The organism is Mycobacterium sp. NGS34 (assembly GCF_059812845.1).
In genome coordinates this window covers 516,062-541,899 of the sequence record NZ_JCALDM010000001.1, presented here as the reverse complement: position 1 = coordinate 541,899, position 25,838 = coordinate 516,062, and the positions used below count along the sequence as shown (strand labels likewise).

The 25,838-nt window shown below is 68.2% G+C and carries 30 protein-coding genes; 9 read left to right on the top strand and 21 right to left on the bottom strand.

Annotated features, from left to right (window positions below; all coding sequences use genetic code 11):
- Nucleotides 1-6 precede the first annotated feature (6 nt).
- The 7 genes from AC5Y7V_RS02680 to AC5Y7V_RS02650 form a co-directional block, all read right to left on the bottom strand.
- On the bottom strand, nt 7-975 hold the full coding sequence (locus AC5Y7V_RS02680; RefSeq protein ID WP_499878495.1) for an NADPH:quinone oxidoreductase family protein: 969 nt from the start codon (nt 973-975) through the stop codon (nt 7-9).
- A gap of 4 nt (nt 976-979) precedes the next feature.
- Entirely contained in the window at nt 980-1,840 is an 861-nt protein-coding gene (locus AC5Y7V_RS02675) for an SDR family oxidoreductase (RefSeq protein WP_499878494.1), read from the bottom strand.
- A 51-nt stretch (nt 1,841-1,891) separates the two neighbouring features.
- Nucleotides 1,892-3,322: an aldehyde dehydrogenase family protein gene (locus AC5Y7V_RS02670; protein ID WP_499878493.1), complete on the bottom strand. Its 1,431-nt coding sequence runs from the start codon at nt 3,320-3,322 to the stop codon at nt 1,892-1,894.
- 168 nt (nt 3,323-3,490) lie between these two features.
- The gene (locus AC5Y7V_RS02665; protein WP_499878492.1) at nt 3,491-4,432 is read right to left on the bottom strand and encodes a class I SAM-dependent methyltransferase; all 942 of its coding nucleotides are present in this window, start codon (nt 4,430-4,432) and stop codon (nt 3,491-3,493) included.
- 19 nt (nt 4,433-4,451) lie between these two features.
- Nucleotides 4,452-5,393, bottom strand: coding sequence for a class I SAM-dependent methyltransferase (locus AC5Y7V_RS02660; protein WP_499878491.1), 942 nt, complete (start codon nt 5,391-5,393; stop codon nt 4,452-4,454).
- A gap of 71 nt (nt 5,394-5,464) precedes the next feature.
- Nucleotides 5,465-6,100 (bottom strand): TetR/AcrR family transcriptional regulator, encoded by a 636-nt coding sequence (locus tag AC5Y7V_RS02655; protein WP_499878490.1) that lies wholly within the window; start codon nt 6,098-6,100, stop codon nt 5,465-5,467.
- A 2-nt stretch (nt 6,101-6,102) separates the two neighbouring features.
- A complete protein-coding gene (locus AC5Y7V_RS02650; protein WP_499878489.1) occupies nt 6,103-7,065 on the bottom strand; it encodes a pirin family protein in 963 nt (320 codons plus the stop codon).
- A gap of 114 nt (nt 7,066-7,179) precedes the next feature.
- Between AC5Y7V_RS02650 and AC5Y7V_RS02645 the strand changes: the two genes are divergently transcribed.
- Nucleotides 7,180-8,592, top strand: coding sequence for a chloride channel protein (locus tag AC5Y7V_RS02645; RefSeq protein ID WP_499878488.1), 1,413 nt, complete (start codon nt 7,180-7,182; stop codon nt 8,590-8,592).
- Here AC5Y7V_RS02645 and AC5Y7V_RS02640 read toward each other — a convergent pair.
- The gene (locus AC5Y7V_RS02640; protein WP_499878487.1) at nt 8,589-9,137 is read right to left on the bottom strand and encodes a Dps family protein; all 549 of its coding nucleotides are present in this window, start codon (nt 9,135-9,137) and stop codon (nt 8,589-8,591) included. The two genes, AC5Y7V_RS02645 and AC5Y7V_RS02640, sit on opposite strands and share 4 nt — an antisense overlap.
- An 83-nt stretch (nt 9,138-9,220) precedes the next feature.
- A complete protein-coding gene (locus AC5Y7V_RS02635) occupies nt 9,221-10,132 on the bottom strand; it encodes a DNA-3-methyladenine glycosylase family protein (RefSeq protein WP_499878486.1) in 912 nt (303 codons plus the stop codon).
- 59 nt (nt 10,133-10,191) lie between these two features.
- Between AC5Y7V_RS02635 and AC5Y7V_RS02630 the strand changes: the two genes are divergently transcribed.
- Nucleotides 10,192-10,593, top strand: a complete 402-nt coding sequence (locus AC5Y7V_RS02630) for a nuclear transport factor 2 family protein (protein WP_499878485.1) — start codon at nt 10,192-10,194, stop codon at nt 10,591-10,593.
- On the opposite strand, the gene AC5Y7V_RS02625 is transcribed toward AC5Y7V_RS02630, so the two are convergent.
- The 3 genes from AC5Y7V_RS02625 to AC5Y7V_RS02615 all read right to left on the bottom strand — a co-directional run bounded on the left by AC5Y7V_RS02625 (nt 10,587) and on the right by AC5Y7V_RS02615 (nt 12,854).
- Nucleotides 10,587-10,967 (bottom strand): DUF427 domain-containing protein, encoded by a 381-nt coding sequence (locus AC5Y7V_RS02625; protein WP_499878484.1) that lies wholly within the window; start codon nt 10,965-10,967, stop codon nt 10,587-10,589. The genes AC5Y7V_RS02630 and AC5Y7V_RS02625 overlap by 7 nt on opposite strands.
- A gap of 343 nt (nt 10,968-11,310) precedes the next feature.
- Nucleotides 11,311-12,351: an NAD-dependent epimerase/dehydratase family protein gene (locus AC5Y7V_RS02620; protein WP_499878483.1), complete on the bottom strand. Its 1,041-nt coding sequence runs from the start codon at nt 12,349-12,351 to the stop codon at nt 11,311-11,313.
- Nucleotides 12,348-12,854, bottom strand: a complete 507-nt coding sequence (locus AC5Y7V_RS02615) for a nuclear transport factor 2 family protein (protein ID WP_499878482.1) — start codon at nt 12,852-12,854, stop codon at nt 12,348-12,350. Before AC5Y7V_RS02615 ends, AC5Y7V_RS02620 begins: the two co-directional genes overlap by 4 nt.
- 163 nt (nt 12,855-13,017) lie before the next feature.
- On the opposite strand from AC5Y7V_RS02615, the gene msrA reads away from it, so the two are divergent.
- The gene (gene msrA / locus AC5Y7V_RS02610; RefSeq protein ID WP_499878481.1) at nt 13,018-13,533 is read left to right on the top strand and encodes a peptide-methionine (S)-S-oxide reductase MsrA; all 516 of its coding nucleotides are present in this window, start codon (nt 13,018-13,020) and stop codon (nt 13,531-13,533) included.
- A 15-nt stretch (nt 13,534-13,548) separates the two neighbouring features.
- Here the strand turns inward: msrA and AC5Y7V_RS02605 are convergent, their stop codons facing one another.
- Nucleotides 13,549-14,883, bottom strand: coding sequence for a cytochrome P450 (locus tag AC5Y7V_RS02605; protein WP_499878480.1), 1,335 nt, complete (start codon nt 14,881-14,883; stop codon nt 13,549-13,551).
- Between the two features lie 152 nt (nt 14,884-15,035).
- On the opposite strand from AC5Y7V_RS02605, the gene AC5Y7V_RS02600 reads away from it, so the two are divergent.
- Both AC5Y7V_RS02600 and AC5Y7V_RS02595 read left to right on the top strand, forming a co-directional pair.
- Nucleotides 15,036-15,620, top strand: a complete 585-nt coding sequence (locus AC5Y7V_RS02600) for a TetR/AcrR family transcriptional regulator (RefSeq protein ID WP_499878903.1) — start codon at nt 15,036-15,038, stop codon at nt 15,618-15,620.
- A gap of 33 nt (nt 15,621-15,653) precedes the next feature.
- Nucleotides 15,654-15,866, top strand: coding sequence for a TOBE domain-containing protein (locus tag AC5Y7V_RS02595; RefSeq protein ID WP_067157920.1), 213 nt, complete (start codon nt 15,654-15,656; stop codon nt 15,864-15,866).
- A gap of 12 nt (nt 15,867-15,878) precedes the next feature.
- Here the strand turns inward: AC5Y7V_RS02595 and AC5Y7V_RS02590 are convergent, their stop codons facing one another.
- Together AC5Y7V_RS02590 and AC5Y7V_RS02585 are read right to left on the bottom strand one after the other, a co-directional pair.
- Nucleotides 15,879-16,769 (bottom strand): alpha/beta fold hydrolase, encoded by an 891-nt coding sequence (locus tag AC5Y7V_RS02590; RefSeq protein WP_499878479.1) that lies wholly within the window; start codon nt 16,767-16,769, stop codon nt 15,879-15,881.
- 27 nt (nt 16,770-16,796) lie between these two features.
- Nucleotides 16,797-18,041 carry a sulfotransferase family protein gene (locus AC5Y7V_RS02585; protein WP_499878478.1) on the bottom strand — a complete coding sequence of 415 codons (1,245 nt, stop codon included), beginning with the start codon at nt 18,039-18,041 and terminating at the stop codon, nt 16,797-16,799.
- A gap of 28 nt (nt 18,042-18,069) precedes the next feature.
- Here AC5Y7V_RS02585 and AC5Y7V_RS02580 point away from each other — a divergent pair, with 28 nt between their 5' ends.
- Entirely contained in the window at nt 18,070-18,645 is a 576-nt protein-coding gene (locus AC5Y7V_RS02580) for a TetR/AcrR family transcriptional regulator (protein ID WP_499878477.1), read from the top strand.
- A complete protein-coding gene (locus AC5Y7V_RS02575; protein WP_499878476.1) occupies nt 18,642-19,745 on the top strand; it encodes a DUF1214 domain-containing protein in 1,104 nt (367 codons plus the stop codon). The genes AC5Y7V_RS02580 and AC5Y7V_RS02575 overlap by 4 nt, the downstream gene beginning before the upstream one ends.
- Here the strand turns inward: AC5Y7V_RS02575 and AC5Y7V_RS02570 are convergent.
- Genes AC5Y7V_RS02570 through AC5Y7V_RS02555 form a run of 4 tightly spaced genes read right to left on the bottom strand, consistent with a single transcriptional unit; the run spans nt 19,742 to nt 23,597 of the window.
- A complete protein-coding gene (locus AC5Y7V_RS02570) occupies nt 19,742-20,782 on the bottom strand; it encodes an LLM class flavin-dependent oxidoreductase (protein WP_499878475.1) in 1,041 nt (346 codons plus the stop codon). The two genes, AC5Y7V_RS02575 and AC5Y7V_RS02570, sit on opposite strands and share 4 nt — an antisense overlap.
- Nucleotides 20,782-21,306 carry an SRPBCC family protein gene (locus AC5Y7V_RS02565; protein ID WP_499878474.1) on the bottom strand — a complete coding sequence of 175 codons (525 nt, stop codon included), beginning with the start codon at nt 21,304-21,306 and terminating at the stop codon, nt 20,782-20,784. Before AC5Y7V_RS02565 ends, AC5Y7V_RS02570 begins: the two co-directional genes overlap by 1 nt.
- Before the next feature lie 55 nt (nt 21,307-21,361).
- On the bottom strand, nt 21,362-22,468 hold the full coding sequence (locus AC5Y7V_RS02560) for a fatty acid desaturase family protein (RefSeq protein ID WP_499878473.1): 1,107 nt from the start codon (nt 22,466-22,468) through the stop codon (nt 21,362-21,364).
- Between the two features lie 34 nt (nt 22,469-22,502).
- Entirely contained in the window at nt 22,503-23,597 is a 1,095-nt protein-coding gene (locus AC5Y7V_RS02555; RefSeq protein WP_499878472.1) for a ferredoxin reductase, read from the bottom strand.
- Between the two features lie 70 nt (nt 23,598-23,667).
- Between AC5Y7V_RS02555 and AC5Y7V_RS02550 the strand changes: the two genes are divergently transcribed.
- Complete coding sequence (locus AC5Y7V_RS02550) at nt 23,668-24,342, top strand: TetR family transcriptional regulator (RefSeq protein ID WP_499878471.1); 675 nt, start codon at nt 23,668-23,670, stop codon at nt 24,340-24,342.
- Between the two features lie 42 nt (nt 24,343-24,384).
- Here the strand turns inward: AC5Y7V_RS02550 and AC5Y7V_RS02545 are convergent, their stop codons facing one another.
- Nucleotides 24,385-24,720, bottom strand: coding sequence for a hypothetical protein (locus tag AC5Y7V_RS02545; RefSeq protein WP_499878470.1), 336 nt, complete (start codon nt 24,718-24,720; stop codon nt 24,385-24,387).
- 119 nt (nt 24,721-24,839) lie between these two features.
- On the opposite strand from AC5Y7V_RS02545, the gene AC5Y7V_RS02540 reads away from it, so the two are divergent.
- On the top strand, nt 24,840-25,202 hold the full coding sequence (locus AC5Y7V_RS02540; protein ID WP_499878469.1) for a DUF732 domain-containing protein: 363 nt from the start codon (nt 24,840-24,842) through the stop codon (nt 25,200-25,202).
- A gap of 8 nt (nt 25,203-25,210) precedes the next feature.
- Here AC5Y7V_RS02540 and AC5Y7V_RS02535 read toward each other — a convergent pair whose 3' ends face one another.
- Nucleotides 25,211-25,816, bottom strand: coding sequence for a GNAT family N-acetyltransferase (locus AC5Y7V_RS02535; protein WP_499878468.1), 606 nt, complete (start codon nt 25,814-25,816; stop codon nt 25,211-25,213).
- Nucleotides 25,817-25,838 lie beyond the last annotated feature (22 nt).

The window sequence follows — 25,838 nt, the reverse complement described above, 5'->3', positions numbered from 1 at the left end:
GGCGCCCTAGGGCTCGAGCACCAGCTTGCCGAGCACGCCCCCGTCGGCCAGGCACTGCAGCGCGGCCGGCCCCTCCGACAGCGGAAATCGCTGCGGCGGAGGGGGTTTCAGTCCGAGAAAGACCAATTGGTTCAGCCCCCAGGCGAACAGGCCGGCCGAACCGGGGACCCTGTTGAGGTACTCTCCCCACGCGACGCCCACCACGCTGACGTTGCGCAGCAGCAACCTGTTGACCTTCACCGTCGGAATGCCGCCGGCGGCGAAGCCGATCACCAGCAGCTTGCCGTCGATCGCCAGGACCCGGATCGCGTCGTCGAACGCCGGGCCGCCGATGGGATCGACGACGATGTCGACCCCGCGGCCCTGGGTGTAGTCACGCACCTGGTCGGCCCAGCCGTCGGCCAGGGGCACCACCAGGTCGGCGCCCAGCGACGCGACGTAGTCGGCCGCGGCCTCCCGATGCACCACGGCCAGCACCTTTTTCGCTCCCATCGCCCGCGCCACTTGGATGGCCGCCGTGCCCACTCCGCCGGCGGAACCCAGCACCAGGACCGTGTCGCCGGGCCGCATCGCGGCGCGCCGCGACAGCGCGAAGTACATGGTGTTGTAGTTCACCAGCAGCGAAACCGCTTCGGCGTCATCGAGTTCCGCGGGGCTGCGCATCACGTTAGGCACCGGAACGGCCACCTGCTCCGCGTAGGAACCCAGGATGCCGAAGGCCGAGACCCGCTCGCCCACCCGGAACCCCGAGCCCTCCGGCGCCGAACTGACCACGCCGGCGGCCTCCATGCCCGGGACGAACGGCGGGGGCAGCTTCAGCTGGTACTCGCCCTTGGTCAGCAACAAGTCCGGAAAGCACACCCCGGCGGCCCGGACGTCGATGACGACATGGTTGCCGTCGGCGCTGACGTCATCGATATCGGTGAAGACCATGCCGTCCGGACCGGACAGCTCTTGCACCACACAGGCTTTCATGGCCTTAGAGCTTGAATCCGGCCTTTTGCGCTGCGGACAGGTCCGTGATCTCGGTCCAGTGCGCGGCGACGTCCTGCACCGACGGCGGCTGGTCGAAGGTGACGCCGTCGTTCTGGAACAGCGCGGCACGCTGCACCTTGCCGCCACCGACAATGAAAACCGAACCGTTGTCGGCGCATTCCTCGGTGCACAGGTAGGCCATCACCGGCGCGACGAAATCCGGCGTGAGCTTCTCGAACACCTCGGGCGGCAGGATGTCCTGGGTCATCCTGGTGGCCGCGATCGGGGCGAGCGCGTTGGCGTGGATGTTGTACTTGGCGCCTTCCTGGGCCAGCGTGTTGATCATGCCGACCAGGCCGAGCTTGGCCGCCCCGTAGTTGGTCTGGCCGAAGTTGCCGAACAGCCCGCTGGTGGAGGTGGCGACGACGACGCGGCCGTAGCTCTGCTCGCGGAAATGCGGCCAGGCGGCGCGAATGACGTTGTAGCCGCCGTAGAGGTGCACTTTGAGCACGGCGTCCCAGTTCTCGAATGTCATCTTGTGGAACGTGCCGTCGCGCAGGATCCCGGCGTTGCTCACCACACCGTGGACGGCGCCGAACTCGTCCAGCGCGGTCTTGATGATGTTCTCGGCGCCCTCGGGCTCGGCGACGCTGTCGTAGTTGGCCGCCGCCCGGCCGCCCGCGTCCTTGATCTCCTTGACCACCTCGTCGGCCATGTTGTGGCCGGCGCCGGTGCCGTCGCGGGCTCCACCGAGGTCATTGACGATGACGCTGGCGCCCTCCTTGGCCAGGGTCAGGGCGTATTCGCGCCCCAACCCTCCACCGGCTCCCGTGACGACGATGACGCGATCCTGCACTCCGGGCATAAGGTTCCTCTCTAAGTGTGAAAAGTACTGCCTAGCAAGTGATTCGAATGATCAGAACATCCTGCGGGCCATCTTGAAGGCCCGCTCCGTGTACGGCGGGTAGATGAAGCTGGAAAGGTCGGGCCGGGTCGGCTTGGTCAGCACCGACTTGCGGTGGCTGAACTCCTCGAACCCGTACCGTCCGTGGTAGGCGCCCATCCCGGAGGCGCCGACGCCGCCGAACGGCAGCTTGGCCGTCGACACCTGGAACGCCAGGTGGTTGACCAGCATGCCGCCGGCGGGCACCTCCTTGATGACCCGCTCCCGGACCTCGCGCGCCTTGGTGAACAGGTACGCGGACAACGGCTTTGGCCGCGAGTTGACGAAACGTATTGCGTCGTCGAGAGACTGGACCGTGATCACCGGCAGGATCGGCCCGAAGATCTCGTTCTGCATCAGCGGGCCGTCCGGGTCGGGATCCACGACGACCGTCGGCTGGATGCGCAGGGTCGACGCGTCGCAGCCGCCGCCGACGGTGACCTTGCCGTCCCCGTCCGAAAGGTAACCGCTGATCCGGTCGAACTGGCGCTGGTTGACGATGCGAATTCCGTGCTTCTCCTTGGAGCGCATCTTGGTGATGGCCGCGCCGATCTTGTCGACGAGCTCGTCGCGGATCTTCGCGTCGGCCAGCACGTAGTCGGGCGCGACACACGTCTGCCCGCCGTTGAGCAGCTTGATCCACGCGATGCGCTTGGCCGCGACGTCCACGTCGGCGTCGGCGGCCACGATCACCGGGCTCTTGCCGCCGAGCTCGAGCGTGCAGGGGGTCAGGTGCGGCGCCGCGCCCTCGTACACCTTGCGGCCGATCTCGGTGCCGCCGGTGAACATCAGGCGGTCCAGGCCCTGCGCGATGAGTTCCTGGCTCACCGCGCCGTCGCCCTCCACGACCGCGATCGCGTCGCTGTCGAGATAGCGCGGCACCAGCTCGGCCATCAATTTCGACGACGCGGCCGCGATTTCCGACGGCTTGAGGATGACGGCGTTCCCGGCGGCGATCGCCCCGACCGCCGGACCCAGCGTCAGGTAGAACGGGTAATTCCAGGCGCCGATGATCAGCACGGTGCCGTAGGGCTCGTACTCGATCCAGCCGCGCCCGGGCCGCTGCGGCAGCTCCAGCCGTTGGTAACGGCGCCGCGTCCACTTCCGCAGGTGTTTGGCCGCGAACTTCGCTTCACCGGCGGTCGTGGCGATGTCCGCGATGAACGACTCGAACTTGTTGCGGTCCAGATCCGCGGCGAGAGCGGCGCTGATCGCCTCCTCGTTCTCCTCCATCAACTTTTGCAGTTGCAGCAACTGCTGCCTGCGCCACTCGATGTCGCGGGTGCGCCCGGAGGCGAATGTCTTGCGGAGCCGGGCCACCGTGCCGGCGATGTCGACCGTCTGAGCTGGCGCGCCGTTCGTGGATTCCGGGGCCTTCTGTGCAACCGATTCGGTGGTCATCATTGTCCTTCCCGAGCAGAGTCGCCCGCTACGGTGCGGGTGGCCGCTCATCGGTGATAACCGCGATCCTAACCATCCGGTTGGGAGAGCGTGAGGAAGGATCCGCCCTAGCTCAGGGTTCGGTTGCCGTCACGAAGGTGTTCGTGAACGGCCGCTCGTGCGGAAGCGCGTCTACAAACGTTCCGCGACGACGAAGTCGGAGAACGCGTCGTTGTCGTCGGCCATCGGCACGTTCTCGACCAAGCGGCCGAGCCGGCGCATCGCGTCGATCGAGTGCTCCGCCGTGGCGCGCCAGCCGTGTTCGTTGAGCCACTGCGCGACGTCCGCGCGGTTGTCGTCGCGGTACATCAGCTCCCCGACGTCGACGGTCTCCTCCAGGCCGATCTCGTCGGCCACCCTCCTGAAGCGTTCCCGCATCAGCTGCCGCCGCTCTTCGGCGTGGTTGGGTGCGGTTTCGGCCGAAACCCGGCTGCCGGCCGGGCTCAGCTCGCCGATCAGGGTGAAAAGCCGGTCCTGGGCCTCGGCGGGCAGGTACATCAGCAACCCCTCCGCCAGCCACGCGGTGCGCTGCGTCGGGTCGAAGCCCGCGGCGCGCAATGCCGCCGGCCAGTCCTGGCGCAGGTCGATGGCCACCTCGCGGCGATCCGCGGAGGGGCTCACGCCGTTCTCGGCCAGCGTGGTGGATTTGTAGGCCAGAACCTCGGGCTGGTCGAGCTCGTACACCGTGGTGCCGGCCGGCCAGTCCAGCCGGTAGGCGCGCGAGTCCAGCCCCGACGCCAGGATGACGATCTGGCGGATCCCGGCGGCGACGGCGTCGGTGAAGAAGGTGTCGAAGAAGTGCGTGCGCACGGCCTGGTAACCGCGCATGTGGTGCAGGTGGGCCGCGGAATCCTCGTCGAGGGCCTCGACCTTGGCCGCAATCTCCGGGTCCAGCATGGCCTCCCACAAGACGCCGGCGCCGGCGTTGCTGACCAGCAGCCGGGCGTACGGGTCACGGATCAGCGGGTCGGGCCGTTCGGTCTCGACGGCGCGGGCCGCGGCCACCATGACCGCGGTGCTGCCGACGCTGGTCTTGATGTCCCAGGTGTCGTCGTGGGTGCGCAGTGAGCTCATAGCGTTGCTTGCTCCTTAATCAGCTGTTCAACCCGCCGAGACGCGCGCGCAGCAGCGTGCTGCTCACGGCCTCGTCGGCCAGGTCGTCGGGAATGGGGCGGCCCAATCGGGCCATCTCGTCGCGGTTGTTCACGGCGTCCACCTGCCAACCGTGGTCGGCCAGCCAGGCAACGGCGTCGGTGCGATCGGGCTCGTGGTAGGTCAGGGCCTGCACGTTGACGTCCAGACCGAGCCGCTCCCGCATCCGCCGCCAGCGCTGCGAATTGCTGCGCTTGTTCATGCCGAACGCCTCGATGGCGACCCGGCTGCCCGGCGCGCTGAGCGAAGTGAACGTTTCGAACAGCCGGTCCTGGGCGTCGCTGGGCAAATACGGCAGCAACCCCTCGGCGAGCCACGCGGTCGGTTGGGTGCGCTCGAAGCCGGCGGCGGTCAGGGCCGCGGGCCAATCGTCACGCAGATCCACCGGAACGGGCCGCCGAGTGGCGGTCGGAACCGCGCCGTGCTCCTCCAGGGTCCGGGTCTTGTACTCCAGCACCTTGGGCTGGTCGATCTCGTACACCACCGTGCCGGCCGGCCAGTTCAACCGGTAGGCCCGCGAGTCCAGCCCGGCGGCCAGGATCACGACCTGCCGAATCCCGGCGCTGACGGCCTCGCCGAAGTAGTCGTCGAAGAAGTGGGTGCGCACCGCCTGGTAGTCGATGCCGAGCCGATGCGCGCGTTGTCCCTGCGGATCCCCGTCGAGCCAGGCCAGCTCGGCGTCGGCCAGCCGTTCCCACGCGGTACCGGCCGACGACACCAAAAGGCGGGCAAACTCGTCACGGATCAGCGGTTCCGGTCCGGCGGTTTCCGCGGCGCGCGCCGCCGCAACACCCAGCGCCGTGGCGCCGACGAGTTCGGTAATCGCCCAGCTGTCGCCGTCGGTCCGAAGGGAAGGCGGTAGGGAGGCGTCCACATCAGTCATGACGGGCCCATGCTACCGAATAAGTTAGTTAGCCTATACGCTTTGTGCGCAATTTCACTGCGCCCGGCCGGTCAGCTCTCCGGACGCCAGAGCGCGCCTTCCAGCAGCCGGCGCAGCACGTCACTGATCGCCAGGATCTCCTCATAGCTGCGGATGTAGCCGGCGTAAAACCCGACCCCGCAGAGCACGACGATTAGCGTCTCGACCAATGCGGACGCGTCGATATCCGGGGCGACCTCCCGGCGTTCGATTGCATCGTTGACCGCCGACGTCAGAAATTCGCGGCTAATTTTGACCGAATCAATTTCGGCTCCGCTTAATTCCGGATGCCGTTGCGACTCCAGCACCGCGGCGATCATAAACGCCGAGACGGCGGGGTTGTCGGAGTTTGCCCGCACCGCGGCGGTGATGAACGCCGTGAGGCGGCCGGTGAGCGTGGTCTCGCTCTCCGCCTGTCGAATGCCGGCCCCGATGACGAGCGCGTTCGTCTGTTTCAGCACCTCCCGGTACAGGACCCGTTTGGTGGAAAAGTAATGGTTGATCGCCGGTCGGGTCAGGTCGGCGCGCGCGGCGATCGCCTGGAACGTCGCGCCGTCGTAACCCCGCTCGGCGAACACCAGGCGAGCCGCCTGCATGATCCGCTGGCGCGTCTCGTCCGCCTTTGCGGCGGGCGGACGTCCCGGCCGGCGACTCGCCGTTTGCGGCATTTCTAGAGTGTGCCACCGCCGCGGTGTGGCATTAAAGCATTTGGCGGAATGCTGCCGAATTTTCCGGCCTGGTAGTCCTGCAGCGCCTGGACCAATTCGGCGCGGGTGTTCATCACGAAAGGCCCATAGTGGAATACCGGCTCACGAATCGGCTGACCGCCCAGCAACAACACATCGATCGGCTGCCGGTCGGCCCCCACGGTGATCCGGTCGCCCGGCCCGAGCACGGCCAATTGCCCCGAGCGGATCGGGTGCCGCACCGGACCGACGTATCCGCTGCCGGACAGCACGTAGACCAGTGCGTTGAAATCGCGCCGCCACGGAATGTTGAGCCGGGCGCCGCCTTCGATCGTCGCGTGGGCCAGCGTGATCGGCGTGTGGGTGATCCCGGGGCCGCGGTTACCGTCGATCTCGCCGGCGATGATGCGCACCAGGGCACCGCCGTCGTCCGACGCGACCAAGCCCGCGTCGCCGCCCTCGATGGCCTGATACCGCGGCGCCGCGAATTTGTCCCGCTTGGGCAAATTCACCCACAGCTGCACGCCGTGGAAGACGCCGCCGCTCTCGACCAACTCGGCGGGCGGCGTCTCGATGTGCAGGATGCCCGAACCCGCCGTCATCCACTGTGTCGCGCCGTCGGTGATCAGGCCGCCGCCGCCGTGCGAATCCTGGTGCGCGAACTTCCCGTCGATCATGTAGGTGACCGTTTCGAACCCGCGATGCGGATGCCAATCGGTCCCCCTCGGTTCGCCCGGCTGGTAATTCACCTCGCCCATCTGGTCCATGTGCACGAAGGGATCCAGCGCGGCGGCGTCGATCCCGGCGAACGCCCGGACCACCGGGAAACCCTCGCCCTCGTAGCCGCGCGGGCCCTTGGTGATCGACCGGACCGGTCGTTCGGACTCGGCGGGACCTGCGGCGCCCACGCGCGGCAGCGTCAATGTATTTGCGGTTATAGCGGGCACTTTTACCTCCTCGGTAACGGATACCCATATAACTGGACTCTGGTCCGGTTATTCCCCGGCGTGCGGCGGCGGCGCTGCATAAGATGACGTGATGCTCGGGGTCAGGCGCGCGGCGTGAGCGAACCGGCGGAGGCCCCCGCCCGCACCGCCGGCGGGCGCTTCGGGGCCTCGATCCGCAAGTCGGGCTACCTGCAAAAGTGGCTGCTGCTGGGCGTCATCATCGGCGTCATCGCGGGCCTGGGGGCCGTCGTCTTCTACTTCGCACTGAAGTACACCGCCGAGTTTCTGCTCGGCTACCTGGCCGGCTATCACATCCCGACGCCCGCCGGGGAGGGCGGCGCCCACGGGTCGACGGGCTTCAGCCGGCCGTGGGCGATCCCGTTGGTGACGACGGGCGGCGCGCTGCTGTCCGCATTGATCGTGGCGAAGCTGGCCCCGGAGGCCACCGGGCACGGCACGGACGAAGCCATCGAGGCCGTCCACGGCGATCCCCGCGCCATCCGCTTCCGTGCGGTGCTGGTGAAGATGGCGGCGAGCGCGCTGACCATCGGCTCGGGCGGTTCGGCCGGGCGCGAGGGCCCGACCGCGCAAATCTCGGCCGGCTTCTCCTCGCTGCTCACCCGGCGGCTGAACCTCTCCGACGAGGACGGCCGGACGGCGGTGGCGTTGGGCATCGGCGCGGGCATCGGCGCGATCTTCGCCGCGCCCCTCGGTGGGGCGGTGCTGGCCGCGTCGATTCCCTACCGCGACGACTTCGAGTACCGCTACCTGCTGCCCGGCTTCATCACCTCGGGCACGGCCTACGCGGTGCTCGGGGCCTTCCTCGGCTTCGACCCGCTGTTCGGCTACATCGACGCCGAGTATCGCTTCGAGAAGGCCTGGCCGCTGCTGTGGTTCGTGGTCATCGGCCTCGTCGCGGCGGCGGTCGGCTACCTGTATGCCCGGACCTTCCACACCACCGTGCGCCTCGCCCACCGGCTGCCCGGCGGGGCCGTGCTCAAGCCGGCGCTGGGCGGCCTGCTCGTGGGGCTGCTGGGACTGGCGCTCCCGCAGGTCCTGAGCAGCGGCTACGGCTGGGCCCAGCTGGCGGCCGACCGCACGTCGCTGATGGCGATCCCGTTGTGGGTCGTCGTCGTCCTGCCGATCGCCAAGATCGTCGCCACATCGCTATCGATCGGCACCGGCGGATCCGGCGGGCTGTTCGGGCCGGGGATCGTGATCGGCGCCTTCGTGGGGGCCGCGGTCTGGCGGCTGGGCGAGCTGTCCGGCCTGCCCGGGGTGCCGCACCAGCCGGGCATCTTCGTCGTGGTCGGCATGATGGCGTGCTTCGGCAGCGTGGCGCGCGCGCCGCTGGCCATCATGCTCATGGTCGCGGAGATGACCGGCTCGTTTTCGGTGGTGCCCGGCGCGATCCTCGCCGTCGGGATAGCGGCCATGGTGCTGTCGCGCAGCAACGTCACGATCTACGAGGCGCAGCGGCTGAACCGGGAAACGGCCGAGGCCGAACGCGCACGGCCGGATAGCTAGGACTCACGTCGCGCGGTGCTCGCGGCGTCCTTTTCGGTGCTGGTGCCCTCGTGGGCAAGCGCGCCGCCCGCGCTTTCCAGATGCGCCCGGACAAACCATTGGAACTTCTCGAGTTGTCCCGCCTGCCCGATCAACAGGTCCTGGGTCACCGGGTCGAGTTCGTCCGTCTCGTCGATCGATTGGCGGATGTCCTCGATGACGCCGTTGTAGACCAGGTCCAGGGCCGCCAGATGCGCCTGGACCGTGTCGCGGCCGACGGAATAGTCGTCCCACGAGCGATCCCTGATGATCGCGCCCGGCGTGCCCTGCGGCGAAGCCCCAAGCGCCGCAATGCGTTCGGCGACGTCATCGGCGTAGTTGCGCACCGCGTCCACCTGGGGATCGATCATCTCGTGCACGCCAATGAAGTTCGGGCCCACCACGTTCCAGTGGATGTGCTTCAACGTGAGATGCATATCGTTGTAGGTGCTCAGTTGCTTTTGCAGCAGTTCGGTCAGTCGCGCCGCCTGCTTGTCGGTCAATCCCGGAATAGTGAACTGAGTCATTGCTTTTTCCCTAGCTTCCTTCCCTGCGGTTCGCGTACTTGTCCTGCTGAGTACCCGATGGCCCACCCGGAAAACACCGCGGGTCAGAGCGTGTGGATTTGCTGCACCGGTAGCCTGGCGCCGCGCCGCGGCTCGTATGCCAGCCCGCTGGCCTCGAGCAGCCGCACCACTCGGTGGCGGTGTGGGCGCATCGGTTCGAGCAGCTCGAGCATCACGGCGTCGTCGACGGGGCGGCCCAGCAGCGTCCAGCCGATCATCTTCGGGATGTGATAGTCGCCCACCGACACGGCGTCGGCGTCACCGAACGCGCGCTGCGCGGTTTCGGCCGCGGTCCACTCGCCGACTCCCGGTAGCGACGTCAAGGCCCGGCGGGCCTGCTCCGCCGGGCGCGACACCAGCCGCTCCAGCGAGGCCGCCCGTCGCGCACAACTCACCACGGTCTGCGCCCGCCTCGGGTCGACGTTGGCGCGATGAAACTCCCACGACGGGATGTGTCGCCACGCCTCGGCCGAGGGCGGCACCCGCATCCCGGCCGGCGCCGGCCCGGGCGCCGGGGTTCCGTGCTTGGACACCAGGACGCGCCAGGAGCGGAATGCGTCGGCGCCGGGCACCCGCTGCTCGATGATCGCCGGGATCAGGGCCTCCAGCACTCGTCCGGTGCGGCCCAGCCGCAGGTGCGGCACGCGTTGGTGGGCGGCGGCGACGACGGGGTCGCGCGGCTCGAAGTCCGAGGCGTCGTCGTCGGCACCCAGCATCGCCGGCAGCGTGTCGAGGAATTCCTGCGCACCGCCGCCCCAGGCCACGCAATGGGCCGCGTTGGCGGCGGCGCGACTGATCCGCGCCGTGACGGGCCCGCTGGCCAGCAGGCTGGTTCGCCAGATGGTGCCGTCGCCGGGCAGCCGGAAGCACGGGTCGCGCGGGCCGCGGCGCAGGGGCGCCAGGGTGTGCCCGAAGCTTGCCGCCCCGGGGAATGTGACCGTGCGCGCGCTGTTCACCGAGATCCTCCGGACCGCCCTGATTGACCGGTAACTGTGTCCCAAGACAATATTGCGATGTGGCGACGCCGTTCGACGACCCGCAGGGCGAACTGGCCTGGATGTTCCTGCAGAGCACGACCGAGGGCGGGGACCTCGATGAGGGCTTCGCGCTGCTCAGCGACGACTTCAGCTACTGGACCCTCGCCACGCGCACGGCGTGCGACAAGCAGACGTTCCGGCGGGCGACGGAGCGGCGCAAACAAGACCTTGAGCTCACCATCGACTTGGTGCGTTGTGTCAACGAAGGAGACACGGTCGTCGTGGAGGCCCACGCCAGCGGCACCACTGTCGGCGGGGTCGCATATGACAGCCCATTCGTGTGCATCTTCGACACCCGCGAGGGACTGATTGTCTCGATGCGCCTCTACAGCGACACCCGGGCGCACGAGGCCGCGCTCCCGGGCTGGACTCCCTACTGAGCCGAGACGCTGATCTCGGCCTTGTTCGGGTAAAAGGCGACGTGCCCCGCGATCGCCGCGACGGCGGGGTAGGGCTGCTCGTACGTCCAGATCACGTCGTCGACGGTTTCCCCGGCCGAGGTGGTCACGCTGTAGTAGCTGGCGTCGCCCTTGAACGGGCAGTGGGTGCTGGTGTCGGTGCGGGTGAGCCGGTCGGCGACCACGTCGCCCATCGGAATATATTGCACCGCAGGCAAAGTCGCCTCGCGCAGCTCCAGCGCCGCGGTGGTGTCCGCGACCAGCTCGCCGTTGACGCGGACCTGCACCCGGCCCCTCGTCGGCTCAATGGTGATCGGATGCCCGGCGCTCGGTTCTTTGATTTCCGGGTGGGTCATGGGTTCCTCCTCAGACGCACGAATGCATGTTGCAACACCAAGCCGGGTCCAAGACTTCCCGCGGCTTTGCTTAGGTCGAACACCCGGGGGTATGCGCTCGCTATGAAACTCGGAGTGCTCGACGTGGCCCTCGAGACGCTGCGCTACCTGCAGATCCCGACCGTGCAGGTGAGCCCGTGGGCGCTGCGCGAAGGCATCATCCTGCAACACCAGGCCGCGTTGACGCGGACGAGTGACCTGCCGCTGCATCCGCTGCATCTCGCCTCGTCCGCGACGGCCGGTGACGCGATCGTCACGACGTTGCCGTCGAGGCCCGGCCAACTGAAACCGAGCGCGGGCGAGACTATTCGGCCTGCGCGGCCGTGCTGTCCTTCGCCTTGGCTCGACCGGCCGCGCCCTTCATGGCGGCCCAGAACCGGGCCGCCTCGCGGATCGATTCCTCCACCGGGCGCGGCTGCCAACCCAACTCCCGCCTCGCCTTGCCGCTGTCGACGGGCGCTTCGGCGCGCATCATCCGCACCGACTTGAGGCTGAGTTCGGAGTCCTTGCCGGTGAGTCGCGCCCGCAGCGTGCCGAACGCGGCCAGGGCATAGAGCACCGGCACCGAGATCGCGCGTCGCGGCGCCGCCACGCCGGCCTCGTCGGCCGCGATTCGCACCACATCGTTCAGCGCGAACATCCGCTCGGACACCAGGTATCGCTCCCCGATGCGGCCACGCTCCGCGGCCAGGATCATGGCCCGGGCGGCGTCGTCGACGCCGACGACCTCCAGCTCGATGCCGTTCATCAGGAAGGGCAGCTTGCCGAACACCGCGCCCGCGATGAAGGCGCCGTGCGGCGTGCCTCCCCAGTCGCCGCTGCCGTACGTCGTCGAGACGCACATCGCGATCGCGGGCAGCCCGGCGTCGGCGACGTAGCGCATCACCAAATCTTCGGCCTGGACCCGGGATTGAACATAGGGGGTCAGGCCGCGGGGCTCGATGACGTCCTCTTCGGTCGCTACGTGCCCGTGTCGCCGGCCCACCGTCGCGTAGGTGCTGGTGAAGACGAACCTGTGCAGGCCGGGTTCTTTGACGGCGACGTCGAGGACGTTGCGCAGGCCTTCCACGTTGGTGCGAAACAACGGCGACGGGTCGCGCAACCAGGCGCGGGTGTCGACGACGCAGTAGTAGACGTCGTCGACGCCGTCCATCGCCGCGCGCACCGTGTCGGTGTCGAAGACGTCGCCCAGGAATCGGGTGACCTCGAGGTCGTCGATGCTGCGGGTGTTCGCGTTCGGGCGCACCATGACCCGCACTTCGGCGCTGTCGGCGACGAGCTGGCGGGTCACATGCGAACCCAGAAAGCCGTTGGCCCCGATGACCAGCTTGGGTTTCGCGCTCACTGTTGACCGCCGTTCTGTTGCATCCAGCGCGCCGCGTCGTCGTCGAGGGTGCCCAGCGCCTGCGCCTTGCGGCACCACTTCAGCCCCGCTCGCAGGAAGCGCAGCGGGTTGTAGATGTCTTCCTCACGACTCCACAGGCCGTCGCCGGCGTAGGTGATGATCGTGATGTTGGTGGCGCTGATGACGCTGCCGTCGCCGGGGTCGCGCATCGGGTTGTCCAGCTCGAGGATGACCCGCCCGGTGGGCTCGTCGATGACCGACCACAGCGTGGGGAACGCGACCATGTGGCTGCCGGGGAAGGTCGTCATCGTCTGCTTGATCCACTCGCGCACCTCGTCGCGGCCGCGCATGGTGCCCGCCGCGTGCTCGATGTACTCGACGTCCGGCGTGTACTGCTCGACCCAGGCGTCCCAGTCCCGGGTCTCGGCAGCCCGGGCGACCGTTGCCTCGAATTTCTCGAACGCGGCGGCGAGTTCGCTGTGCGAGAACGTGGGGGTAGTCATGCCAAAACTAGAACACGTTCTATTGACGTTTGTCGAGCATTGTTCGCTGCCGCTAGGTGCCAACAGCTCGCGTTCGGCGGGCAGCGGCGGCTATGCGGAATAATCGGAGGAGCGCTTCGGGTTGCACGCGACCGCGGGCGGCGGACGGCAAGGAGGGGCAAACATGACAGATCCTCAAAAGGCGATCCTCGCCGGGGGCTGCTTCTGGGGCATGCAGGACCTGATCCGCAAGCAACCCGGCGTCATCTCGACCCGGGTCGGCTACACCGGCGGCGACGTCCCGAACGCGACCTACCGCAATCACGGCACGCACGCCGAGGCCATCGAAATCGTCTATGACCCGGCGGTCACGGATTATCGCGCGCTGCTGGAGTTCTTCTTCCAGATCCACGATCCGACGACCAAGAACCGTCAGGGCAACGACATGGGGACCAGCTACCGCTCGGCCATCTTCTACGTCGACGACGAACAGAAGCGGATCGCGCTCGACACCATCGCCGATGTCGACGCGTCGGGCCTGTGGCCGGGCAAGGTCGTGACCGAGGTCAGCCCCGCCGGCGATTTCTGGGAGGCCGAGCCCGAGCATCAGGACTACCTGGAGCGCTACCCCACCGGGTACACCTGCCACTTCGTGCGTCCCGGCTGGAAGCTGCCGCGTCGCGCCGCCGCCGGCAGCTGATTCAGACCTCTGCGGCTAGCGCCGGTGGACCACGATGCGCCCGCCGTCCTTCGGGGTGTAGGCGACACCGCGGGAGTGCCAGCGCTCGCCCGGCGCCGTCGTGGTCTCAATCGTGAAGTTGCGCAGCACGGTTCGCAGCACCACGTCCATCTCCATGTTGGCGAACGCCGCCCCCACACAGCGGCGGGTTCCGCCGCCGAACGGAATCCACGCGAACGTGGACGGCTTGCCCCCGATGTAACGCTGCGGATCGAAGCGCTCCGGGTCGGGATAGACCTCCGGATTGTCGTGAATCTGCGCGATGCTGACGATGATCGAATCCCCTTGGGAGAGGACCCATTCACCGAGCTGGAAGGTTGGCGGATAGACGCGGCGCGCCGCGAAATCGATGACGGTCCTGGCCCGCTGCACCTCCAGGATCGTCGCCTGGCGCAGCTCATTGCAATCCGGGTCGCCGTTGTCGGCCTCGTCGACCAGGGCGGACAGCACCTCGGGGTGCCGGGTCAGCCGCTCGAACGCCCAGCCGAGGGTGGATGCGGTGGTCTCGTGGCCGGCGGCCAGCAAGGTGAGCAGCTCGTCACCGATGTCCTTGCGCGACATGGCCGAGCCGTCCTCGTAGGTGCTGCGCAGCATCAGCGCGAGCACGTCGGTGCGTTCGGCGAAGTTCGGATCCGCCCGCTCGTCGTCGATCAGCTTGTCGATGACGATGTCATATTGGCGCCGCCATTCGGCCAGCCGGCCCCACGGGCTGAACCGGCCGTATGTCCGTTCGGGTTTCGGCAGCGCGGCCAGCCGCGAACCGAGGGTGACCCACGGCGGAATGAGCCGGCGCAGCTCGTCGAGCTCGGCGCCATCGGCGCCGAACACCGCGCGCAGGATCGCGTTGAGCGTGATGTGCATCATCGACGGCAGCGTCGGGAACGGCTGTCCTTCCGGCCATTTGGCCGTCTCGCGCAGCGTCTCCTCCTCGATGATCGCCTCGTAGTTCTTCATGCTCTTGCCGTGGAAGGGCGGCGCCAACAGGCGCCGCCGCCGACGGTGATCGTCCCCGTCGAGCGCGAACACGGAGCCGGTGCCGAACAGGCGGCTCAGGTTGGGCTGGATGTTGCCGAGCTCCTCGGGGCCGGTCGTAAAGATTTGCTTGGCCAGCTGCGGGTCGCCGACCATCACGACGCGACCGTAGATCGGGATGTTGAGCGTGAACACGTCGCCATGGCGGCGCGTCAGGCGCTTGACCATCCCGCGGCGCGAAGTGGCGAAGGCGATGCCGCACAACAGCTTCGGAATCCGGGCCGAGGGCGGCAGCTTGACTGCCGGGGCCCCCGGCGGGGCGGTGACGACGTCGCTCATGGCGTTGCTGCTCCCCATATCTGCCCCCGGATCCGGGGGCGGTACCGCGGTGTACCAAAACCTTTCCGGATACGGTACTCTGTGGTACCAAGCCTGACAAGGGATTCACCGAAGGGGGGGCGCCCGTGACATCAGCGGTTGACGACGCGGTCGTGGCCGACCCTTCATCGGATCCCTTTCGGCTCCGGCTGCTCGACGGCCTCGCCACCGCGATCGGGGAGCGCGGCTACCGGACCAGCACGGTCGCCGACATCGTGCGCCACGCCCGCACGTCCAAGCGCACCTTCTACGACCAGTTCGCGAGCAAAGAGGACTGCTTCCTGGAATTGCTGCGGGCCGACATCGAGAAGCTCGGCGAGAACATCGCCTCGGCCGTGGACCCCGAGGCCGACTGGCACCGCCAGATTCGGCAGGCCGTCGAGGCCTACGTCGGACACATGGAGTCCCGCCCCGCCATCACCTTGAGCTTGATTCGCGAGCTTCCGTCCCTGGGTGCGGTCGCTCGCCCGGTGCAGCGCCGCGGCGTGCAGCTGTTGTCCAGCCTGCTGATCGACCTCAGCGCGAGCCCGGGATTCCGGCGCGCGGAGCTGCCGCCGTTGACCGCGCCCTTGGCCGTGATCCTGTTGGGCGGCCTGCGCGAGCTGACCGCGCTGGCCGTCGAGGATGGCAAACCGGTGCGCGGGATCGTCGAACCGGCGGTCGACGCGTCCATAGCCCTGCTCGGGCCCCGACACTAGGCTCGATCGCAGACCCACAGACGGAGGACTGCGATGCGGCTATCGACCCGCAACCAACTCAAGGGAACGATCACCGAGGTCGACCTCGGCGCCGTGATGGCGATCGTGAAGGTCAAGCTCGACGGCGGCGACCAGATCGTCACGTCGTCGGTCACCAAGGACGCGGCGGTCGACCTGGGCCTGGCGGTCGGCCAGCCCGCGACCGTGTTCATCAAGTCCACGGAAGTCACCATCGGCGTCGAGTAGCGCCGCGGCGGTTTAGGTTTCGCCGCGAAGGAACGCGCGCAGCCGGTCGAGCACCAACTCCGGTCGCTGCTCGACGATCCAGTGGCCGACGCCGTCGACCAGCTCGACCTTGAAATCGGTTATGTGGTCGGCGTATCCGTCCAGCAGATCCGGTGTCAGCACCGGATCCTTGGTCCCGCTGAGCCAGCGCACCGGCACCTCGACGCGGGCGTCGTCGTACTCGCCGCGCATCCAGCGCCACACCTCGGTGCTCTGGAAGGTGCGATACCACCGCGAGCCGGCCACCGCGTGCCCGGGTAGGCGCATGCAATCGATGTAGAAGCGCACGGCGTCCTCGGGGACCAAGTAGCCCCCGCCGACCCATGACGCCAGGAACCGGTAGAACCGGGCCTTGGGGTCGGCGATCACGCGCGGGCCGATCACCGGCAGCATGATCGGGATCTGGTACCAGAACCGCCACAGATTGCGGGCGAGCTTGAGATCCTTCTTGAACCACGGCGCCGCGGTGTTCATGCCGAAATACCCGGTGACCTTCTCCGGGTGGCGCAGCATCATGATGAACGAGATCGGCCCACCCCAGTCGTGGCCGACCAGCGTCACGGTGGCGACCCCCAACCGGTCCAGCACCGCGGCCAGGTCGTCGGCCATGTCGTTCTTGCGGTAGTCGGAGCGCGGCGCCGAACTCCAGCCCGCGCCCCGCAGGTCGGGACACAGCACCCGGTAGCCGTCGGCGGCCAGCGGGGGAATCAATTCGTGCCATTCCCACCAGTTTTGGGGGAAGCCGTGCACCAGCATCACCGCGGGCCCGTTCGCCGGGCCCGCGTCGGCGACGTGGATCGTCACGCCATCCCCGAGTTCGACGTACCTGTGTTCGACACCGTCCAGCGCGGGCATAGCGACCATGAATTCAGAACGTAGTCGACCGCCGCCTCAGGTCAGGAACCGGTCGACGTATGGCGCGAAGCGCTCCCGCAGGGCGTCCTCCGTCAACCCGAACATCTCGTACGACGTCTCGACGTTCCCCAGCCGGCCGCGCTGATGTCCCGCCAGGTAGCCGTCGAGCGCCGCGCGCGCCTCGTCGGGGAGCGGCTCGCCGGCCAGCGCGTACACCCGCTCCGCCACACCGAGCTCGTCGGCCATGAAATCGTCGAAGCGGATGTCGACCGAGCGGTCCGGACCGATGGTGTCGCGGTCGCGGACCAGCGCGGTAAGCATGTCGTCCAGGCGGTCCACCCACTGCTCCGCGATCTCTCGCACCGGCACCGGCGAGCGGTGCATGCGCGCGGAATAGGTGATCATCGCGATCATCGACAGCGCCACCGGGACCGGATCGCGATGGGTGAACACCACGACGCTGCCGGGAAAGACCCGATCCAACACCGGCACCTGCTCGAGGTGCTGCGGCGACTTGAGCAGCCAGCGCCGCCCGCCGCGCAGGAACTGCATGACCTTGAGCTGCCGGGCCAGGTACCGGTAGTGCGGCGTCTGATCGTGCGCCTGGTAGTAGCGCCGCCAGCGGGGGGCCTCGGCGAGGGTCTCGAAGAGCATCGTCGAGAAGTCGTTGGCGAGCAATTGGATTTCCTCGTGCACGTGGTCCGTCGTCATCTCGTGCATCAGCGGGAAATACGGCATCACGGTGTTGATGACCGCGACCCCGACGTCCATCCGGGTACGACGTGGATCCGGCTCGATCCCCGCCTCGGCCGGCAGCGGGAACGGTTCGACGCTTTCCCAGTACGGCATGGTGCGGAAGGTGGGCGCCGACGCCAGCAGGTTGTGCAGGTGGGTGGTGCCGGTGCGGGGCAGGCCGGCGATCACGATCGGCGGCTGCAGCTCGATGTCGTCGATCTCGGGATGACGGCGCAGTAGGTCGGTGAGCAGCAGCCGGTTCTTCAGCAGCTGCACCAGCTGAGCGAAGAAGTTGACCGCTCCGGCGGGATGCAGCCCGTCGATGTCGCGCAGGTCGGCGAGGTAGACGTCGAGTCGTTCTCGGTAGTCGTCGGCGCCGAAATCGTCCAGGCCGGTGTCGGCGCTGGCGCGCGAGTGCAGGACGTCGGCATCGAGCGGACAGTCCGCGGCCATCGTGGCCATCATGTCGAGGATTTGCTGAGCCTCGGCGCCGAATCGGGGCAGCGCCAGGTCGTCGAGGGGAACGGAGCGAACGACATCGGTCACGGCGACTTATGTTACTCTGAGTTTCGTAATGGTTGTAGATTTCGGCCGGCCCCGTGACCCGCGTATCGACGCCGCCGTGCTGCGCGCGACGGTCGAACTTCTCGCGGAAACCGGTTATCCAGGCCTGCTGGTCTCCGCCATCGCGGAGCGGGCCGGCACCAGCAAGCCCGCGATCTACCGGCGCTGGCCGAGCAAGGCACACCTCGTGCACGAGGCGGTGTTCCCGATCGGCGCCGCGACGGCAATTCCCGACACCGGATCGCCGCCCGATGACCTGCGCGAAATGGTCTGCCGCACAATGGCTTTCCTGACGACGCCGGCCGCGCGGGCGGCACTGCCGGGCCTGGTCGGCGAGATGGCCGCGGACCCGACCCTGCATTCGGCGCTGCTGGAGCGGTTCGCCGACGTCATCGCCGGCGGCCTCGCCGAGTGGCTGCAGGCGGCGGCCATGAGGGGCGACGTGCGTGCCGACGTCAGCGCCGCCGAACTGGCCGAGGCCGTCGCGGGTCTCACGCTGGTCGCGCTGCTCACCCGCGCCAAGGAACTGGACGACGCGTGGGTCGATCGCACCACCTCCTTGCTATTGAAGGGAATCAGCGCATGACGCACGACTCGACGGCCGCGTGGCAGGAGCTGCTCGCCACCCTCGGCGAGCTCGACCGCGGCTTCCTCGAGGGCGAGCGCGCCGTCACCGACGATCGCCACGTCGCCGACGGTTACCGCATGCTCGCCGCCACACTGGGCGTGGCCCTGGACGCCTACCTGTTCCCCGAGCCCGGCCGCCCGCAGTTCGTCGCGGTGAACACACCGTTCCGGCGCGACCGCCGGTGGGGCGGCGACAACACCGACGCTTACTACTTCCTGTGCCCGGTGGACCCGAAGCGGCGCTACCGCATCAGCGGCAATCGCGGTGACAGCGTGTACTTTTCGGTCACGGCCTACAACGAACCCTCGCCCGGCGCGTGGTCGGACCGCGTCGTCGCGATCGTCCGCGACAGCGACCTCGACGTCGACGCCGACGGCAACTTCAGCTTCGAATTCCCCCCGACACCGGACGCGGCCGTGCTGATGACCCGCGACTACCAGGCCGACCCGCTGACGGGGCGCCCGGTCGTCTGGAACATCGAGGCGCTCGACGAGCCGGCCCCGATCCGGCACGGCGATGCCGAGACCGCCGCGAGCCTGCGGGCGGCGGCGACGTGGCTGCGCACGATGTTCGCCATCGTGCCGCTGGCTGTCGGCACCAGGGCGGACGACGAGCACGCGCTCGGGCACGAGACGGCCCATGCGGCAAACGAATTCGCCGACCCCTACCAGGTTCCCGACGCCAACTTCGGCTGGTCGGCGCGCGATGCGTGCTATTCCTACGGCAGTTTCGTGCTCGACGACGACGAGGCGCTGGTCATCACGCACCGACCGCCGGCCTGCCGGTTCTGGAACATGGTGGTGTGGAACCAGTTCATGGCCACCTACGGCGCGGCCGACGCCAGGTGCTCCGTCAACGGCAGCAGCGCCGTGCCCAACGGTGACGGGTCGGTGACGATCGTGCTGTCCCGGGGCATGACGACCCATCCGAATTCACTGACCACCCTGGACTATCCGCGCGGCAACCTCGCGTTCCGGTGGTTCCTGGCCGACGGGGTGCCGGAACGACCCGAGGTGAAGCTGGTGAAGGTCGCCGACGCGCCGACGCAGGTGAATTAGGTCGCTCGGACGAGCTCGATGGCCCGCCCCAGGGTCGCCAGCCTGTCGTCCATCGTGTCCCCCGCCGGATACAGCCGAACCGTGTCGACGCCGGCGTCGCGCCAGACCGCGAGCCGTGCCCGCACCATCTCCTCGGTGCCGATCAGCGTGGTGGCCAGCACCATCTCGTCGGTCACCACCCCGGCGGCCCCGTCGCGGTCGCCCCGCTGCCAGCGCTCGCGGACCTCGGCCGCGGCCTCGGCCCAGCCTTGCCGGCTGTATGCCTGGTTGTAGAAGTTCGTGCTCGACGACCCCATGCCGCCGAGGCTGAAGGCGAGCTCCTTCTTGCGGCCCGCGACCATGCCCCCTAGCTCGTCCTCGTCGGCGGCGAAGGCGACCTCGGCGCCCTGGCAGATGTCGATGTCGGAGCGGGCGCGCCCGGCGGCCGCCAGCCCCTCGTCGAGGTGGGCGAAGTACGCCTCGCCCGCGCCCTCCGGAACGAAGCTGGTGCCCAGCCACCCGTCGGCGATGCGCCCGGTCAACCGCAGCATGGCCGGCGAAAGCGCCGCGAGGTAGATCGGAATGGCGTGTTCGGCCCGGGTCGACAATCGCATGGGCACGGCCTCACCCCCTGCTCGGGGAATCTGAAATTCCTTGCCGGAGTGCGAGATTTTGCCGCCCGCGAACACCTGCCGCACGATGTCTACCGTCTCGGCCATCCGGGCCAGCGGGCGGCCGAACGGCACGCCGTGCAGGCCCTCGATCACCTGCGGACCCGACGCCCCCAGCCCGAGCAGGAACCGCCCGCCCGACAGGTTCGACAGCGTGATCGCGGTCTGGGCTACCAGGACGGGCGACCGGGTGCCGATCTGCAGGATGCCGGAGCCGAGCAGCATCTTCTCGGTCCGCGCCGCGAGGTAGCCCAGGGCCGAGGGCGCGTCGGAGCCCCAGGCCTCGGCCACCCAGCAAACGTCGAGACCCAGCTTTTCCGCCTCGACGGCGAATTCGGCGACTCCGCGTGCGGCGCTGGACAATTCGACCGTCGTCGCGGTGCGCATCAGCGCACTCCGCGTTCGGCCAGCCTCTTGATCGCGGCGAGCGTCTTGCCGATCGCCGCCTCGAACTCCCGCATCCGCACGAACACGATCTTTTCTTCTTTGTCCGGCATCGAGTCGATGGCCACCGACAGACCCGACCGTCCCGGCCCCATCTGCATCCAGAAGCTCAGCAGGGTGCCGCCGTCACGCGGCGTCAGGCGGAACCGCCAGGTCGCCGAGGGGTGGTCGGGTTCGCCGACCGCCCAAGCGAATTCGCGCGGCGCATCGCAGGCGACGATCTGCGAGGTGCTGGTCCACTGGCCGAACGCGTCATGTTCGTTATGCCCGACAAAGCGGGCGCCGACGCGGGGCCGGTCCGAGCCGTCGGCCCATTCCACCGCTTTCAGCTCGTTGCTGAACGTCGGCATCAGCTCGATGTCGGAGACCAGATCCCAGACCCGCTCGGGGCGGGCGTCGATCCACGCCGACACCTCCACCGTCGGGGTATCCGCGTAGCGCGCGCCGGTCCATTCCACGCACCTCATTGTCCCCCCGAACGGTCCCGAGGCAATGCCTCGGGACCGAAGCGGGACTCACACGTTATGCGGCGACCGGAAGCCGATCGGCGGGCCGGTTGCCACCGGGTTTCGGCAGCAGGGAGTCCGGGAGGGTCAGCTTGACGATCTTGCGGACGACGGTGCCGAACTGGCGCATCAGCGGCCCGCGGTTGTAGGGGATGCCGTAGCGCTGGCAGATCTCCTGCACCTCGGGCGCGATGTCGGCGTACCGGCGCGCCGGCATGTCCGGGAACAGGTGGTGCTCGATCTGGTGCGACAGGTTGCCGGACAGCAGGTGAAAGAGCTTGCCCCCGGTCAGGTTTGCCGACCCCAGCACCTGGCGGAAGTACCACATGCCGCGGGATTCGTCCTTGGTCTCCTCGACGGTGAATTCCTGGGTGCCGTCCGGGAAGTGGCCGCAGAAGATGATCATGTACGACCACACGTTGCGCATCAGGTTGGCGGAGAGGTTGCCCGCGAAGACGAACGGCGCGAACGGCCCGGCCAGCAGCGGGAAGGCGACGTAGTCCTTGAGCGTCTGGCGCCGGGTCTTCTTCCAGATCTCCCGCAGCACCTCACGCTTGTCGCGCAGCCGGATCTCGCCGGAGCGGATGCGCTCGGTTTCCAGCTCGTGCAGCGCGACGCCGTACTGGAACAGCACCATCAGCAGGAACGCGTAGACCGGGTTGCCCAGATAGTAGGGGTGCCAGCGCTGGTCTTCGCTCATCCGCAGGATGCCGTAGCCGATGTCGCGGTCCATCCCCACGATGTTGGTGTGGGTGTGGTGCATGTAGTTGTGCGAGTGCCGCCATTGATCGGCGGGGCAGGCCGTGTCCCACTCGAACGTGCGGCCCGAGATCGCCGGGTCGCGCATCCAGTCGTACTGGCCGTGCATGATGTTGTGGCCGATCTCCATGTTGTCCAGGATTTTCGACACGCCCAGCAGCACGGTGCCCAGCGGCCACGCCGGCGGGAGGAACAACAGCGCTCGCCCGCCGACCTCCAGCGCGCGCTGGGTCTTGATGACGCGCCGGATATAGTCGGCGTCCTCCTCGCCCAGGTCCGCCATCACGCGTTCCTTGATGGCATCGAGTTCGCGGCCGAACGCCTCGGCCTGCTCGGGTGTCAGGGTGATCGTGTTGTGTGTCATGGCTTCTCCTTTCAAGTTCGTTGATGTTCGAAAGCTAGAGCGACAGGCCGACGTCGCCGACCGGGACGGACACGCAGATCTGCACGTTCTCGTCGGGCTGGGTCGACACCGCGCCGGTGACCAGGTTGCGCACGGTTCCGGCGGTCTTGCGCCGGGTGCAGGTGTGGCAAATGCCCATCCGGCAGCCGTTCTGCGGCGTCAGCCCGGCCGATTCGGCCTGCTCGAGTAGCGAGCGACCGTCGTCGACGACGTCGATGCCGCTGTCCGCGAAGGTAATTCGCCCGCCCGACGGGTTCGCCGGTGCGTCGAGGACCGGCGGTACGAAGCTCTCGGTGGCCACGTTGTCGCAGTGTTCGCGCACGGCCTCGACCAAAGTCGTTGGTCCGCAGACGAACACGGCATCCGGGTGGGGCATCGCGGCGGCCAGGTGCTCCGGTCCGAAGCGGCCGTCAAGGTCGCCGGCCTCCGAGCGGGTGTAGCCGTGCAGGACGCGGACGCCGGGCCGGTCGTTATGGGCGGCGAGTTCCTCGCGGTAGCACGCGTCGGCGGGGGTGCGGGCGTAGTGCACAAACGCGACCTCGCCCCGATGACCCTCGGCGATCAGCGTGCGCAGCATCGCCATCACCGGTGTGATGCCGCTGCCGCCGGAGACGAACAGGATCCGCCGGGGGCGCGCCGCGGGTAGCACGAAGTCGCCGCCGATCCCGGACAGGCCGACGACCATGCCGCGGCGGGCCCGCTCGTACAGATAGCCCGACACCAGCCCGCCGTCGTGGTGACCGATCGTCAGCTCGAGGTTCGCGCTGCCCTCGGCGTTGGCCGGTGAGTAGCAGCGGGTGTGTCGGCGACCGTCGATGTCGACGGTGAGGTTGACGTACTGGCCGGCCTTGAGGGTGTGCGCGGACAGGAAGGCGTCGTTGGGGGCGAGCGTGAGGGTGACGCTGCGCGGCGTTGTGCGGCGCACGTCGATGACCTTGGCGCGGGCCTCGCCGAGCGTCCAGGTCGGCGCCACCAGCTCGGTGTAGCGGTCCACTCCGTGCGGACCGGTGAGGAGGTTTAACAGGTCTGAGCCCAGGACGCGCTTGCGCAGGGATTGCGCAAGGTTCCGGGTCGAAGTCTGAGTGAACATATGTACACTGTGCGCCGGTGCCCCGCAGGTAGTCAAGGGTTTAGTGCTGGTTTGTGGTAGGGTTCACACAGTGAACAGCCGTACTCCTAGCTCACGCCCGCATCGGTCGGGCCGAGAGCGCTCGCGCGAGAACCCGTCGCGCGAGGAGCGCAAGGAGGCCACGCGCCGCGCCATCATTGCCGCGGCCCTCAAGCTGCTGCAGGACCGCAGCTTTTCCAGCCTGAGCCTGCGCGAGGTGACCCGCGAGGTCGGGATCGTGCCCGCGGCCTTCTACCGTCACTTCGAGTCGATGGAGGCCCTCGGGCTCGTGCTGATCGACGAATCGTTTCGCACCCTGCGCGACACCTTGCGCGGTGCGCGGACCGGCCGGCTGGATCCGAACCGGGTGATCGAGTCGTCGGTCGAGACCGTCATCGCCAGCATCACCGATCGCCGCGAGCACTGGCGGTTCATCTATCGGGAGCGCTCGGGCGGGGTCACCGTGCTGCGCTACGCCATCCGCACCGAGCTGCGGCTGATCACCTCCGAACTGGCCACCGACCTGGCCCGCTTCAACCGGCTCAACGAGTGGAGCACCGAGGACCTCAACGTCCTGGCGACCTTGTTCGTGAACTCGATGATCGTCATCGCCGAGGCGATCGAGGACGCCCAGACCACCGAGGCCCTGGAGGACATCCGACGGCACGCCATTAAACAGCTGCGGATGATCACCATCGGCATCGCCGGCTGGCGGAGCGCTCCGTAAGTACTTCGTCGCCGGAGTGAACAACCGAGCACTAATTCCGGGCTACTCGTCGACGACCTCGTAGAGCGAATCGCCATCCTCGGGCGCGCCGTCGATCTGGCCGCGGTGGGCGCGCCGGGGGCCGTCGTCGGCCGCCTCCGGCAGCGTCTGATCGGATACCTCCGGCTCCTCCTCGGCCAGCCGGTCGTCGAGGGACTCGCCCTGTCGCTCCTCGCGCGCCGTCATCCCGAACCGGTCGGCTTCGCTCCAGCCCTCGGGTGGGTCGACCACGATGTCGCCGTCGTCGTTGCGCAGCTCATCGGAGTCGGTGCTTTCGCTGGGGTTGAGGGTGTCGCCCGGGCCGCCTTCCGCCGGGAAGTCGCCGTTGTCGTTAGCCATGCAGATCGGTTGCCCCGGGCCCCGGCGATTAAACTTTCGCAATTCCCATGTGACCCACCCCCTTGCCGCATACGCTGCGATCTTCCGGGAAACTTCACAGAGCGAGAGAGTCTCGACACATGTTCTTCCGCGCATCACCAGTCGCGGCCGCCATCCTGGCCGCCGGGTCGCTGATCGGCGGGGTCGGATCGGCGCCGACGGCGCGGGCGGACGTCGCCGACGACTCCTTCCTCCAGGCCCTCGACGGCAACGGCATCCAGTACGGCACCGTCGACAATGCGATGTACGTGGCCAAGGCCTTCGTGTGCGACCAGTTCGCCGCCAACCCGGGCGTACCGCTCAACGACGTCGTTGCCGGCGTCGCCGGTTATACCAATTGGTCCAACGCCGACAGCGCGTTCTTCACCTCGTCGGCCATCGCCGCGTACTGCCCGCAGTACCAATACATGGCCACCGGGCCGACCAACGTGCCGATTTCCTAGCGACCGCCCTACCGCGGGTCCCGCCACATCGCCCACAGCGTCGGGCCGCCATCGGGCAACGTGATCTCGCGGGTGACGGTGAACCCGAAACGCTCGTAATACGGCACGTTTTCGGGCTTGCTCGACTCGAGATACGCCGGGCAATACTCGGCATCGCAGCGATCCAGCCGCGACCGCATCAGGGCCTGGCCGAAGCCCTGGCCGCGGACCGCCGGGTCGCTCCCGAGCACGGCCAGATACCAGTGCGGTTCTTCGGGGTGTTCGGTCTTCATGAAGTCCTGCACCGTGCGCGCCCGCGCCGAATGCAGGCCGAACACCCGGATGAAGTTCGGCATCATCGCCAGCTCTTCCCGGCGTGAATGCCGCCACCGATTCGGTGGATCCCAAAGGGCCGCGCCACCGATGCCCGGCCCGTCGCAGGCGACCTCGACGCCGCCGCCGGCCAGGTGGTGGCGGCGCGTCATCGTCGCGAACAGCCGGATCAGCTGCGCCGGCCGCGCGTTGTCGTCGGGCAGCATCCAGGTGGTGACCGGATCGTCGTAGAACGCCCGGGCCAGGGTGCGTGAGAGCTCGCGGATGTCGGCTTTGCGCGCCGGGCGCGCTTGGGAGACCACCTACGTCACGTTAGTGGCCCGC